The 14,219-nt window shown below is 56.1% G+C and carries 13 protein-coding genes; 6 read left to right on the forward strand and 7 right to left on the reverse strand.

Annotated features, from left to right (window positions below):
* The first annotated feature begins 206 nt into the window (after positions 1-206).
* Positions 207-2,327 (forward strand): hypothetical protein, encoded by a 2,121-nt coding sequence (locus ACH518_RS17365; protein ID WP_445370994.1) that lies wholly within the window; start codon positions 207-209, stop codon positions 2,325-2,327.
* Positions 2,328-2,476: 149 nt separating this feature from the next.
* On the opposite strand, the gene ACH518_RS17370 is transcribed toward ACH518_RS17365, so the two are convergent.
* The 7 genes from ACH518_RS17370 to tusD all read right to left on the reverse strand — a co-directional run bounded on the left by ACH518_RS17370 (position 2,477) and on the right by tusD (position 7,189).
* Complete coding sequence (locus ACH518_RS17370) at positions 2,477-2,980, reverse strand: hypothetical protein (protein WP_445370995.1); 504 nt, start codon at positions 2,978-2,980, stop codon at positions 2,477-2,479.
* A gap of 266 nt (positions 2,981-3,246) precedes the next feature.
* Positions 3,247-3,987, reverse strand: a complete 741-nt coding sequence (locus ACH518_RS17375; RefSeq protein WP_445370996.1) for a hypothetical protein — start codon at positions 3,985-3,987, stop codon at positions 3,247-3,249.
* Positions 3,984-4,727: a type III pantothenate kinase gene (locus ACH518_RS17380; protein WP_445370997.1), complete on the reverse strand. Its 744-nt coding sequence runs from the start codon at positions 4,725-4,727 to the stop codon at positions 3,984-3,986. Before ACH518_RS17380 ends, ACH518_RS17375 begins: the two co-directional genes overlap by 4 nt.
* On the reverse strand, positions 4,724-5,752 hold the full coding sequence (gene birA, locus ACH518_RS17385; protein ID WP_445370998.1) for a bifunctional biotin--[acetyl-CoA-carboxylase] ligase/biotin operon repressor BirA: 1,029 nt from the start codon (positions 5,750-5,752) through the stop codon (positions 4,724-4,726). The genes ACH518_RS17380 and birA overlap by 4 nt, the downstream gene beginning before the upstream one ends.
* Positions 5,753-5,764: 12 nt before the next feature.
* Positions 5,765-6,349: a PilZ domain-containing protein gene (locus tag ACH518_RS17390; RefSeq protein ID WP_278211442.1), complete on the reverse strand. Its 585-nt coding sequence runs from the start codon at positions 6,347-6,349 to the stop codon at positions 5,765-5,767.
* Between the two features lie 86 nt (positions 6,350-6,435).
* The gene (gene tusC, locus ACH518_RS17395; protein WP_445370999.1) at positions 6,436-6,792 is read right to left on the reverse strand and encodes a sulfurtransferase complex subunit TusC; all 357 of its coding nucleotides are present in this window, start codon (positions 6,790-6,792) and stop codon (positions 6,436-6,438) included.
* 7 nt (positions 6,793-6,799) lie between these two features.
* Positions 6,800-7,189: a sulfurtransferase complex subunit TusD gene (gene tusD / locus ACH518_RS17400; protein WP_445371000.1), complete on the reverse strand. Its 390-nt coding sequence runs from the start codon at positions 7,187-7,189 to the stop codon at positions 6,800-6,802.
* A 125-nt stretch (positions 7,190-7,314) separates the two neighbouring features.
* Here tusD and ACH518_RS17405 point away from each other — a divergent pair, with 125 nt between their 5' ends.
* From ACH518_RS17405 to recG, 5 genes are all read left to right on the forward strand, one after another.
* The gene (locus ACH518_RS17405) at positions 7,315-8,766 is read left to right on the forward strand and encodes a M48 family metalloprotease (protein ID WP_445371001.1); all 1,452 of its coding nucleotides are present in this window, start codon (positions 7,315-7,317) and stop codon (positions 8,764-8,766) included.
* 464 nt (positions 8,767-9,230) lie between these two features.
* The gene (gene rpoZ / locus ACH518_RS17410) at positions 9,231-9,470 is read left to right on the forward strand and encodes a DNA-directed RNA polymerase subunit omega (protein WP_064021268.1); all 240 of its coding nucleotides are present in this window, start codon (positions 9,231-9,233) and stop codon (positions 9,468-9,470) included.
* A gap of 5 nt (positions 9,471-9,475) precedes the next feature.
* Positions 9,476-11,659, forward strand: coding sequence for a RelA/SpoT family protein (locus ACH518_RS17415; protein WP_140910681.1), 2,184 nt, complete (start codon positions 9,476-9,478; stop codon positions 11,657-11,659).
* A 1-nt stretch (position 11,660) separates the two neighbouring features.
* Positions 11,661-12,056 carry a RidA family protein gene (locus ACH518_RS17420; protein WP_445371002.1) on the forward strand — a complete coding sequence of 132 codons (396 nt, stop codon included), beginning with the start codon at positions 11,661-11,663 and terminating at the stop codon, positions 12,054-12,056.
* A gap of 57 nt (positions 12,057-12,113) precedes the next feature.
* Positions 12,114-14,216, forward strand: coding sequence for an ATP-dependent DNA helicase RecG (recG, locus tag ACH518_RS17425; RefSeq protein ID WP_445371003.1), 2,103 nt, complete (start codon positions 12,114-12,116; stop codon positions 14,214-14,216).
* The last annotated feature ends 3 nt before the right edge of the window (positions 14,217-14,219 follow it).

Consider the following 14,219-nt stretch of genomic DNA (forward strand, 5'->3'; position numbering starts at 1 on the left):
GTCGATAGCAAACCGCCGATTTTCCCGTACAAGCCGATCGCCAGACAAAAAAACGCCAAAATTTTGATTTATAAAGGATTTATATAAAAGAGGCATGGCTATTGCTATCCGCAACTATCAATTGACCGCCCGGTCCGAGGTAGCCGCACCGCTGCCTTGTACACCATCGGCTCAATCGCATGGCCTGAACAACGACGGATAACATTATGAAAATACGCTATAAACGCGCGCTGGCATTCTCGGCTGCGCTCGGCATCGGAACCATTGTGACGCCACCCCCGGAAGCGCCATTTACCGGCCACGGCAACCCGGAAGTTTTAAGCCGGTTGTACCAGCGCTGGAAATATGCTCACGAACAATCCTCCAGCCCGGACAACTTGCAAATCGGCTTGAGCTATTCCAAGGCATTGTCCGCACGCTTCAGCCCGGCCGCCGGCCACCTTCAACTGAATCTGCGCACCGGGCGCTTGCAGGCAACGGTATCGGGTTTACCGGAAACCGGCCAATACGAACTTTGGTTGCTGGACAATCATAAGCAGTCTCGGCAAGGATTGCGCGTCGGCCAACTGGAGCCGGCGGCGGGCCGCCATGGTTTGACGCTGCAACTCGACCCGCAGCGAATGCGGAACTTTACGCTTGACGGCGCGGCAATCGTCCTAGCCGGAACCTCTCCCGAAAACGGCGGCCTGCTGTTCGGCTCGCCCAACCTGCTGCAGCGGCTTTATTTCACCGAGCACGACTGGCCGGGCGCGAACCTGGCTGCCGCCGGCGGCGAGATCGCCGCGAATCGCCTGCCGTTCGAATTCTTACTGCCGAAGACCGCTCAAGCCGGCAATTTCGGGAGCGAACCACAGTTAGCGCAGCTGATAGCCCGCGGCCAAAAAATATTTACAGAAGAGACTTTCGGCGGCAACGGACGTACCTGCGCCACCTGCCACCGGCCGGATAACAATCACACGATCGACCCGAGTTACATCGCCAAGTTACCGAAAAGCGACCCGCTGTTCGTCGCCGAAACCCGGCCGGAATTGGCCGATCTGGAAAAGCCGGCACTAGTGCGCCAGTTTGCCTTGTTCGTCGCCCACGCCGACGGCTTCGACCGGCCGCCGGTGATGCGCAGTTCTCCCCATCTGTTGGGCATGGCCAATACCCTCACCTTCGAGCGTGCAGTAAATCCTGGTTACGGCAACGGCGAGTTTCCGCAGGACGAAGAATACTTCAAACGCCACGATGACGAAGCGCAGCAATCCGGCAGGCACACCGAAGCCATAGGCTGGTCCGGCGACGGCGCCCCGGACGGCGGCTCCTTGCGTGACTTCGCCAAAGGCGCGATCAAGCAGCACATGCCGAAAACATTGATCCGGGCCGAAAACATCGATTTCAGATTACCCAGCGAAGACGAACTCGACGCCTTGGAAGCCTATATGCTGTCATTGGGGCGTAGCGGCGAATTGAATCTGGCCAATATGTATTTCAAATCGCCTTTGGTGCAAAACGGCCTGATGTTGTTCAATACCAAGAACAATCCGAAAGCGGCCGACGGCTCGGTGATTTTCGGCGCCACGGCAAACTGTAACGGCTGCCATTCCAATGCCGGCGGCATCAGTTCGACCACCAATGCCAATCCGACCCGCGATACCGGTGTGGAACGAATGCGCGACCAATTGCACCATTTGGCCGACCCGACGCTGGCCTATGACGGCGGCTTCGGTCAGATCCAACAAAACGACTGCGGCCCGAATTATGACGAAGTCTGTTTTAGCGACGGCAGTGTTGCGCCGAGCGGTACTACCTCGCGGCCAGCAGGACACCATGGCTTGAACCGCTTTAATACGCCGTCCTTGGTCGAAGCGGCCGACACCGCACCGTTCTTTCACAACAACGGCGTAACGACGCTGGAAGAAAGCGTCGCCTACTACAGCTCCGATGCCTTCAACAGCTCGCCCGGCGCATTTACCTCTAGTAAAGCGAATCGGCAAGGCAAATTGGATTCGTCGCAAGTAATAGCCGTAGCAATGTTCCTCCGTACGATCAATGTGCTGGAAAATATCCGCAGCTCCAATTCGTTGGACAAAAAAGCGTTGGAACAGAATGGCGAACAAAGTATGAAGTCCCTGAAGCTGGCAATCGCCGACACTCAGGACGCGGTGGAGGTATTACAGCAAGCGGTAATCAATCCTTATCCGGAAGCTTTGGAAAAATTGCAGCAAGCATTGAATCTGGAGGCAATGGCCTGCAACCGATTTTTTCCGGGCAAAACCGGTCTGCTGCGCCGAGCGATTGCGCTGAAAGAGCAGGCCCGCAACCTGATGGTTAGCGGTGGCTAGGCCAAGCGGGCGGAATGCGGTATGGAATATTGCTGCGCAGGCAAGGCCGACACTGCCGCTTGCAAGCCTTGCCGCGGCGGATTTCGGCAGGCATAAAAAAAGCCGGCGAGGCGCGCCTCGTCCGGCTCTGGAAGGACTTAAGCCGGAGCTTAAGCTTGGACCAGCGTTTTCCGGCGTCCGGTGTAAAGGAAACCCAACAAAGCGCTTGTCATGAACCAGATAGAGGCGGGAAGAGGTACTACAGAACCACCGCCTTGGTTAGCAGCAGGCTTGATATCGAAGCCGTACAGCAAAACCAAATTGTTGGTAGGCACACTTGTTTTGGCAAAACTCAACAAATACATGTTGCCAAGCAATGAGCCATTAGCCGCTTCACCCAGCCACTTACCCGCATCCCACAGACCCAATTTAAAGCTGCCCGTAGCAGTGTAGCTACCGATACCTGTAAATGAGTAAAGTGGCGCGGCGGTATTCAAATCAGCATTTGCTGCGAAAATACCGAAAGTTTCAGAGCTCGGTAATCCAAACAGGCTAATTGACAAGAAATTACTATCTCCGTCAGTTGACTCCCAAATGGTACTCGCAGAACTTGCAGACGAAACGGCCAACAATAACGCGGCAAGCCATAGTCTTAAAGATAAAAGCGTTTTCATGGATATTCCCCATTAGTTAACGTTAACAAACGGCCATTCCTCTGGCCATACAACTGGAATTGGCGATTTTTCCGAAATTGCCGCCTCCAAGCCGAGAGCAAAGACCGCAGCCTCCACTCCAAAATAGATTATACAAAAAACGTGCCAAAATATCCAGGCCTGGGATTTCAAGGAATTAGCTCGGCCGAACAACAGCCAATGTAAAATAAGCTGACACAAATTCCGGGAATTTAAGTCATTCGCGTTTCGGCTGCGCCATTTTGGCGCTATTTGCAATCCGCAGCCGGAATCCGCTGATATCCGCCGCTCCCCGGAAAAGCGGCAGCGGCGCCGAAATGCAGGAATAAAGCCTGACGGGTTTTGCTGCGCTGTCTAAGCTCGGCCCGGACACCACGCGCGGCAAGTTGCTCCTTAAACGCCAGCGCTCTCGCTCTATCGACAAATACACCCAAAGATAGCGCGCCTTTAATCTCTCCGTCCGGAACCATCCAGACGTCGTCAATGCCTTTGGCGTGCAACGTCAACTTGTTAAGCCGAGCCTGCTCGGCATCCTTGGCCGGGGGCAAGTAGAGCTGGTAATCGGCGGAAACCGTCGTTTCCCGCACAAACGGCTTCGTGAAAAGCAAGGGTTTGCCGCGCAGCCAGCGCTGCAATTCGCGGTCGTCGCTGAACGGCCCCGCTTCGTAACAAATCACTCGAACCGGCTCCGGCTTCCCGGTTGCCGCCGGCAGCGATTTTTTTTCGGATTTAACCGCGGCACCCGCCAATTGTTTTGGCTTAGGCGCCGCAAAAGCGGCAGGCGCGGTCAAGCGTTGCAGTTCGGCGGCATCGCGATCCAGGACCCGCGAAATCGCCACGCTACGAAGCGCGGCATCCCGTTCGGCAACCAGTACAATCGACGGCAGAGCGGCCTGGACTTGGTTGGCCGGCGTCGACGCACCAAAATGGAGCTTCCAGAAAAAAAATAATACATTAGCCAAACACAACAGCAGAAAAACCTGCTTCATCCCGATGCCTCCGCTTCAGCGCAGTAGTGCAACAAGCCTTTGAATACCAGCTGCGAATCCAACACTTTGTCACCTGCAAGTTGCTCCGCTAACTGTGCTGAATCGCCCCCCGTCAACAGCAATCGATACGGTTGGTTTTGCCGGCCTAGCGCGGTTTCGACCAAGCCGACAGCCGCCCACAGCACTCCGGCGTCGATCGCCGCATCGGTATCGGCCGCCAGCCCCCCCCCTCCGGCACCGGCGGCAACCGGTAAAGCGTGAGTATTCGCCGACAAGGCTTGCTTCATTAAACGCAAGCCGGGGCAAATCAAGCCTCCCTGGTGCAGCCCATCGGCGGCGACAAAATCGACGGTAATTGCCGTACCGCAATCGACAATACAATTGGCGCCCGGATAGGCGTGCAGCGCGCCAATCATCGCCAACCAGCGGTCGACGCCTAATTTTTCGGGCTTGACGTAAGCGCTGGTGACACCGAAGGCTTGGCCGGCAGCGCTCGGCTTGACAACCGTGGCGGCGGGCCACATCGCCTGAGCCAATCCAAGCACCTTTGCCACAACTTCCGGCGCAGCAACAGCCGCTAGCCCGATTTGTTCCGGTTCCGATAACGAGGTCCAGGCCCGGGTCAAAACCGACACAAAATCCGATTCGCGGTAATTCAAATAGCGCGGTTCGGCAATCATTCCAGAGTCAGCCAGCGTCCATTTCAGAAAGGAATTGCCGATATCGACCAGCAAAATCATGATTGACGTAGACTCACTTCACCGGATGCAAAGGCACGTATTTCGCCGTCGGCCTGACGTAGTAGCAGCAAACCTTGATCATCAATACCGGCCGCTTCTCCGCTAAACCGCTGCTCGCCCAAAAACACACAGACCGGACGCTGCAACATACAATCGTAGCTGCGCCATTCGGCCAACCAGTAAGCAAGAGTGCGCGATTCAAACTCGGCTAAGGCCGGAAGCAAATGGTTTAGCAATTCCGCCGTCAGCCGGTTGCGCATACCGTGAGCACCATCGGCCAGGATACGATGCAGGTCCACCCAGGCTTGGTCAATCTCTGCCGCATCTCGGCCGGGCATGAACACATTTAGCCCCAAACCCATCACGGCATGGCAAGGCCCGCCGCTTTCGCCGCCGACTTCGATCAATATGCCGGCTAACTTACGTTGCCGCCAATAAATGTCGTTAGGCCATTTCAAGCCAACCTCTTCGACGCCCAATGCCCGCAGTGCCCGCACCACGGCCACGCCCATCGCCAAACTCAAACCGCTCAAAACAGTCGGTCCGCCCTGAAAACGCCAGAGGATAGACAAATACACATTGTGGCCGAAGGGTGAAATCCATTTCCGGCCACGGCGTCCGCGTCCGGCGGTTTGCTGCTCTGCCAGGCAAACCACGCCGCTCTCGCCCGACTCGCGCGCGAGCTCAAGTAAACGCCCGTTGGTGGACTGGATACGGTCGTGGATCTCAATGCGTCGCAGCAAAGCTGAAGCATCCTGAGTCAAATGCTCCAGAATTTGTCCTTCCTGCAACAATTGCAACGGCTGGTTCAAGCGATAGCCCTTTCCGGAAACCGCAAGCAAATCGACACCGGCATCCGTTAGCGCCTGTTGGTATTTCCAGACTGCTGACCGGCTGATACCCAGAGATTGCGCCAACTCGGTACCGGAGTGGAAACGGCCGTCGCCCAACAGCCTGATCAACTGTTTGAGTTTCGGCGCCAGCGGTGTGGCTCCATCCGCGGCCCCGTCGCCAGATTTGGACATAAGGAACGCGGTTCAGGATTCGTTTTTGTCGCGCAGTTGTTGCAACTGCTTTTTGATGACATGCTTGATCAACAATTCGCGGTTGTCTTCGGTCAGATTAATGTATTCCACACAAATCGCGAACGGCCGCTGCGGATTGTCCTGAGAAATGTCCTTGCATTGCACGACTCTGGCGTAAGCGACGATTACCGCCATGCATGAGGTCAACAGCATCCGCAGCTCGAGGATTTCACCGACCGCAATCGCTTGTTCGTTACTGAACGCCAGGCCGGTGGCACTCAGACTGACTTCTCGAGTATCGTGCTCGGAAAACTTATCGGTCTGGGCATTGATTGCCTGCGCGATCAGATTGATTTTGGTGTCGATAATCTTCAGATATTCGAACATTTCCGGGTCGCGCCGTTCCAGGCGCGGCCCGAGCATCCGAGCTTCTTGAGCCAATACGTCCAGGGCTGAGGACAAAGTGCAATTGCTCAATACGTCGTTGGAAACATGGCTGGCGGCGTCGAAATTCTTTTTATCGATCACCTTGTGCAACAGGTTGATAGTATCGTTGACCCGGAAATAGCGCCGTTTTTCTTCAATTTCTTCCGCCATGGCGTGCTCTATCCTCGTAAAATAATTTGGAATGTTTAAACGGCAATTCTAGCCGATGCAGAGTCGGCCGGGTAAAGCCGGGGACATCAATCGGGAATGATCGTTGTGAAACCGCCGATCAAATCATGGACTTCGCTCCGGCCGACCAAGCGTACCGGCAAGATCAATTCGTCCGCCGTGAGTCCTCTTGCCTGCAAGGATTCGCGCTCCAGATACAGCTCCGTCACTTCGTAAAGCTCCAAAGCCTTAAAAATAGCCGAGGTATCTTTCAGCGCCAAACTTTCCGGCTGTTGCCGCGCCAACAGCTGAAACACGCCATCGTCCAGCCACAACACCGCCACCCGCTGATCGAACGCCGCAGCTGTTAATAAGGCGTCCAAGGTTTCCGCCAGGCGAACCCCAGTGTACGGTGGCCGGCGCATTACGAACAAAAACGACTTCATGGCCGCCTCAAGCGAATATCAAGCTGCGGTCGGCCAACAACTCGACTTCCAGCCACTGCCCCAAGCCGGCGATCCGAAACCCGGGCGCGACATCGTCGTCGAGCTTGCCTTGCCGGCGCGCTTCGTCGGCACACAATAAGCCGCGACGCTGGGCAGCGGAAATACAAACGGCTAGATCGACTCCTCGGTCGAGCGCCAATTCCGACCATTTTCGCCCCAGTTGCAGTTCGTCCTCCGGCGGACTGGCGTAGCGAAAAGCATGGTAAACCCCGTCCTTGTAAAAAAATACGCGAACCACATCGTGACCGGCATCGAGCGCGGCCGAAATAAATCGGTAAGCACATAGTCCGGAGTTACCGGAGCAAGGCCCGGCATTAACTTGAACGGCATATTTCATCGCACTGTAGAATATTGTCTTTGCAAAAACATCGTTGCATTTTAATACGCGCCCACCAATCTTGCCTGTTTTGCCGCCGAGCATTCGCGATGGAACCAAATTCGATACCTCAGGTCCGATCCGCCATGAGACTAATACCCGTTACGCTCGCCCTTGGTTTGAGCCTGTTTTGCCCCCCGCCGCATGCGCTAGAAATTGACAAAATCCAGTTGCCGGACATGGGCGACTCCGCCGGCGCGATCATCTCGCCGATTCAGGAAAAGGAATTCGGCGAAGCCTTCTTCCGCAATCTGCATCGGCAAGCCGAAATCAGTCAAGACGTCGAAATCCAGCAATACATCGAGAACATAGGCCGACAACTGGCATCTCACAGTGATACGCCGTCCAACCCGTTTCATTTCTTTGTCGTGATGGACCAGAACATCAACGCTTTCGCCGGCCCCGGCGGCTATATCGGCGTCAACTCGGGACTGATTTTGCTGACGGAAGCCGAAAGCGAACTGGCTTCGGTCATGGCGCACGAGATCGCCCACGTCACCCAACGCCATCTGTATCGCTCGATCGAAAAAGCCAGCAAACTGTCGATTCCGACCGTTGCCGCGACGCTGGCGGCGATCCTGATCGGGACCCAGTCACCGAACATGGGACAAGCGGCGCTGATGGCAATCCAGGCCGGCAACATTCAGTTTCAAATCGACTTTACCCGCGACCACGAGAAGGAAGCCGACCGGGTCGGTATGCAGACGCTGGCGGAATCTAACTTTGACCCGCGAGCAATGCCGGCGTTCTTTGAGAAACTGCAGCAGTCTAGCCGCTACTACGGGAAAGGCGTTCCGGAATTTTTGAGAACTCACCCGGTGTCGGAAAACCGGGTTGCCGACACCCGCGGCCGCGCCGAAATTTATCCTTACCGGCAGTATCCCGACTCGCTGGCCTACCAGCTTGTCAAAGCCAAGTTAGCGGTGGTTACCGCGCGGGATACCAAAGCGGCAATGCAGCATTTCACTACACTGGAAATGCAAGGCACTAGCGAGCAACGCGCGGTCGCCCGTTACGGCATGGGTCTGGTGCAATTGCAGAATCTGCAATTTGCGGCCGCCAACCAAATATTCCAGCAGTTGGCGGAACAATACCCCAATCAACCTCAATATATTGCTGCCTTGGCGCGCACCGCCAGCGAAAGCCACGACTACGATAAAGCCGGCAAACTCTACGAAGCCGCCCTCGCCCGCTTTCCGAACAACGCTACAGTGAAGATCGAATATACCCGCAGCCTGTTGAAAGGCGGACGCGCCGAACGTGCCAAACAAATCCTACAAAGCCTGCCCGAAGACCAAAAAGACCAACCTTACTACTACGAACTGCTCGCGCAAATCTTCGCCGACCTGAAACAACCGGGCGAATCCCACCGCTATACCGCCGAATATTATTACGCCAGCGGCGATACCGAATCGGCCATCACTCAGATCCGGCTGGCCAAACAACAAAACGACCTCAGTTTTCAATTGCAAGCGATCCTTAACGAACGCTTAAATTTTTTCCTGAGCGAAGAAGAATCCCGCCGAATGGAGCGCTGAAGCAAACATTAGAAAACCCTAACACTCTCTAAGTTTCTGTTTAAAAAAATCAATTTCGAGGCGAAACCATTTCTTCGCAAAAAAGGCATTTTTTTGTTGGACACTCCGATTTTTTTAAAATACACTTCGGCCACCTTTTACGGAGTGCATTCAACCCGACAGGGTTGTATCTTTGAGGGGGAGGGAAGCGGCCTGTAACAAAGGCTGACAATAATAATAATAAATAGTAACTGCTTGACTAAACTGCCTTAAGGCAGGCGTCCAACACAATAACAATAATAATTACAACAAACAGGACGGGCCCGCGCTGAGCGGGCTTTTTATTGTCCGCCACCCTGCCTTGCCCCGCCGCCGTTCCGTATCTGGCTTAAGACTTGCTTTTGTCTTATAATTCAGCCCTCTCCGCTTGAAACCTTTGCGGTTTTACAAGCTTCCAACCCCATAAACTCAACCAAGGTTTAATCATGGCCCGCGTGACTGTCGAAGATTGCTTAGAAAATGTAGAAAACCGCTTCAAACTGGTACTGCTGGCCAGCAAAAGAGCGCGCCAGTTGGAAAAAGGTGCCGACGAATTTGTGCCGCGCGGCAAGGATAAAGACACTGTAGTGGCACTGCGCGAAATCGCCGCCGGTTTCGTCACCGAGGAAAATGTCGACCGCCTGCACCGCTCCAGCTACGTCTCCGAAACTCACCTGGAACTTTAAGCGGTATGCCCGAGATAGCAGCCAAGCCGACTCCAGCACTTCCGGCCATAGAACACCCGGAAGAAAAACTGTTGCACCAGCTGTGCGACGTTCTGCGCAGCTATCTCGACCAAGACCAAATCAACGATATTGTTCGCGCCTACCATTTCGGCGCGGCCGCCCACTCCGGCCAATTCCGCCGTAGCGGCGAAGCCTATATCTGCCACCCGGTTGCGGTTGCGATCACGTTGGCCGGCATGCATATGGATGCCCACGGCATCATGGCGGCCATTCTGCACGATGTAATCGAAGACACCCCCATCACCAAGGAACAACTCGGCGAACAATTCGGCGCCGAGGTTGCCGATCTGGTCGACGGCGTCACCAAACTGTCCAAGATCGACAGCCGCTCCCGCGCCGAAGCGCAAGCGGAAAACGTCCGCAAAATGTTTTTAGCCATGGCGCAAGATCTACGCGTCATCGTCGTCAAGCTGGCGGACCGGCTACACAACATGCAAACCATGGGCAATATGCCCCTGGACAAAAAGCGCCGGATCGCCAAGGAAACGCTGGAAATCTACGCGCCAATCGCCAACCGCCTCGGCATGAACGATGTCCGCCACCAGCTCGAATCGCTGGGTTTCAAGGCCCTGTACCCGAACCGTTATGCGGCGATCAACAATGCGGTAAAAAAATCGCGCGGCAACCGCAAGGAAATCATCGACACCATCCAGAACGCGATTCAAAACCGGCTGAAAGAATCCGGGCTGGACGGCACGGTAGCTGGACGGGAAAAAAATATCGCCAGCATTTACCAAAAAATGCTGAACAAGCGGATTTCGTTCACTGACGTGTTCGACGTATACGCGTTCCGGATTTATTGCTCCCAAGTGGACGATTGCTACCGCGCGCTCGGTTGCGTGCACAATCTGTATAAACCGGTACCCGGCCGGTTCAAGGACTATATCGCCCTGCCCAAAGCCAACGGCTACCAGTCGCTGCACACGATTCTGATCGGCCCTTACGGGGTACCGATCGAGATCCAGATCCGCACCCACGAAATGCACCGCCTGTCAGAATCCGGCATCGCCGCACATTGGCTGTACAAGTCCGACAACGATAAAAGCGAGACGATACAGGCCCGTGCCAACGAATGGCTGCGCGACCTGTTGGAAATTCAGAAATCGGCCGGCGACTCGCTCGAGTTCATCGACAACCTCAAAGTCGACCTGTTTCCGCAGGAAGTATTCGTGTTTACGCCGAAAGGCAAGATCATCAAGCTACCGCGCGGCGCTACCGTGGTCGACTTTGCGTACATGGTGCATACCGATGTCGGCAACGCCTGCATCTCGGCCCGGATCGACAAAAAACTGGTGCCGTTGCAAACCAAGCTGGAAAACGGCATGACGGTCGAAGTCATCACCGCCACCTGGGCCCGACCCAATCCGCTGTGGCTAAACTACGTGATCACCGCCAAGGCGCGCAGTTGCATCCGCGCTTATTTGAAGAATTTCAACCAGCAGGAAGCCATCAACCTCGGCCGCCGCCTGTTGGAAAAAGAACTGCACAGCCTGGGCATCCAACTAGAAAGCGTCGACAACACCCGGATTCTGCAGGTGCTGCAAGTCTTGAAAAAGCACTCGTTGAACGAATTGCTGGAAGACATCGGCCTCGGCAACCGGATGCCGTTCCTGGTCGCCAAACGCATCAGCCAAACCGACGTCAACGCCGCGGTCAAACTGGACGATAACGAACCGCACCATAAAACACCTTTGATTATCAAGGGCACCGAGGGCATCGTCGTCAGTCTGGCCAAGTGCTGCCGGCCGATTCCGGGCGATCCTATCATCGGTTTTTTCAACCCGGGCAAAGGCATCGTGGTTCACCACCACGAATGCCGCAACAGCAACGAAGTCCGCAAAAAACAAACCACCTGGCTGGATGTGGAGTGGAGCCCGGAAGCCAGCGGCGAATTCCCGGCCGAAATCCGGATCGAGTTGCTGAACCAGCGCGGCTCGCTGGCCACGATTGCTTCGACCATCTCCAGCATGGACTCGAATATCGAGAACATCAACGTGGTCAGCCAGGACGACCGGGTCTCGGTGGACTTGCTGGTTCTAGCCGTGCGCGACCGGGTACACCTAGCCAACATCATCCGCAAATTGAAAAAGCTGTCCATCGTTTTAAAAATCACCCGCATCAAGGCATAACATGAGCAAGGAAACCATCTCCACGCCGCTGGCGCCGCAAGCCATCGGCACTTACTCGCAAGCCGTCAAAGTCGATAATACCGTCTACCTGTCCGGACAAATTCCGTTGGATCCGCAAACCATGCAAATGGTCGACGGCGACATCGACCTGCAAATCCGCCGGGTATTCGACAATCTGAAGGCCGTTGCCGAAGCCGCCGGCGGCAGCTTGAACGACATCGTCAAACTGAACGTGTTTCTGACCGACCTGAGCCATTTTCCGATCGTCAACGAAATCATGGCCGAATATTTCCACCAACCCTACCCGGCCCGCGCCGCGATCGGCGTTGCCGCACTGCCCAAATCGGCCGGCGTCGAAATGGACGGCATTTTGGTTTTACCCAACGAATATTACTGAGCTCGGCGCCGTGGCGGCGGACACAGTCGCCTTAGCCCTGTCCCAACCGTAGCGACGATGCGCAGCGAACCGCAACAGCATCCGGACCCGCGGCTGTTGCCGGTCACCGCATTGAACGGCATCGGCGCCCAATCGGCCGCCCGCCTGGAAAAACTCGGCATCCGCCATGTGCAAGACCTGCTGTTCCACCTGCCGTTACGTTACCAGGACCGCAGCCGGATCACGCCGCTCAACCAATTGCTGCCCGGTATGACCGCCTTGGTTTGTGGCCGCGTCGAATTCACCGACCAGATTCAACGCGGCCGAAATAGCGTGATTTGTCGCATCGCCGACGGCAGCGGCGAATTGTCGCTCCGCTTTTTTCATTTCTCGGTGCAGCAAAGCCAGCAATTGAAGCCCGGCGTACAGATCGGCTGTTTCGGCGAAATCCGATACGGCTTTGCCGGGCTGGAAATGGTACATCCGGAATACCGACTGGTCGACGATCCGGCGCAACTGATCGAGCAGACGCTGACACCGGTGTATCCGTTAACCGAAGGCGTCTCCCAATCCGCATTGCGCAAAGCCGCCCGCCAGGCTCTGAGCCTATGCCTGCACAGCCGCGATGCGATAAAGGACTGGTTACCTGCCGAACTGCTGCAAAGCCGAGACTACCCCAGCCTGCAAGACGCTTTGCGCACGCTGCATACCCCGCCGCCGCAGCTTTCCGCGCAGATATTGAGCGGAACGCCGTTACCGGCGTTGCGGCGTCTGGCGTTCGAGGAATTTCTGGCCCACCATCTGGCACTGTTGCAAGGCAAACTGGCCTACAAACAATGGCCGGCGCCGACTCTGAGCCTGGATGCGCAGACCAAACAGGCCTTTCTGGCCGCTTTGCCGTTTCGGCTGACCGCCGCCCAGCAGCGGGTGGCCGCCGAAATCGAGGCCGATTGCCGGCAAAACCGGCCGATGCTACGCCTGGTGCAAGGCGATGTCGGCTCCGGCAAGACCGTGGTCGCCGCGCTGGCCGCACTGGCTGCACTCGCTTCCGGCTACCAGACTGCGATCATGGCGCCGACCGAATTACTCGCCGAGCAGCATTTTCGCAATTTCAGCCATTGGTTCGCCGACCTGCCGACCCGAGTGCTGTTTCTGAGCGGCCAACTCAAGGGCAAAACCCGGCAGCAAACGTTACAATCGCTGGCCGACGGCAGCGCCGGGATTGTGATCGGCACCCATGCCTTGTTCCAGGACAGCGTGCATTTCCACAAACTGGGGTTGATCGTCATCGACGAGCAACACCGTTTCGGCGTCCATCAGCGTTTGGCCTTGCGCGAGAAAGGCCAAACCGGCGGTTTGCGGCCGCACCAGCTGATCATGACCGCAACGCCGATTCCGCGAACCTTGGCAATGCTGCAATATTCCGATTTGGACATCTCGGTGATCGACGAACTGCCGCCGGGCCGCAAACCGGTCGCTACCAGCGCGATATCGTCGGAACGTCGAGCTGACGTGATCGGCAGGATCGAACATTGGGTCGCTCAACAGCGCCAAGCCTATTGGGTTTGTACCTTGATCGAAGAGTCGGAAGCGCTGCAATGCGAGGCGGCGGAAAAGACCGCCGCCGCATTGCGTGAGGCCTTGCCCAAGGTCCGCATCGGCCTGGTCCATGGCCGGCTGAAAGCTGCCGAGAAGAACGCAGTGATGCAGGCGTTCAAAAACCGGGAGTGCGACCTATTGGTGGCAACTACGGTGATCGAAGTCGGCGTCGACGTACCCAACGCCGGGCTGATGGTGATCGAAAATCCTGAACGGCTGGGACTATCACAATTGCATCAGTTGCGCGGCCGGGTCGGGCGTGGCAATCAGGACAGTTATTGCCTGCTGCTCTACCAGGCACCGTTGTCGCAAACCGGCAAACAACGCCTGGCGATTTTGAAACAAAGCAACGACGGCTTCGTCATCGCCGAAAAAGACCTGGAATTGCGCGGCCCCGGCGAAGTGATGGGCACCCGCCAGACCGGACAGATTCAGTTTAAAATCGCCGACCTGGAACGCGACCGCGAACTGCTGGAATCGATTCCGGCCGCCGCGCAGACCATCGTTCAACATCATCCCGAAATCATCCAACCCCTCATCGACCGCTGGATCGGCCGCAGCCGCCATTACGCCGAGGTTTAGACA

The organism is Methylomonas sp. HW2-6, from assembly GCF_052474525.1.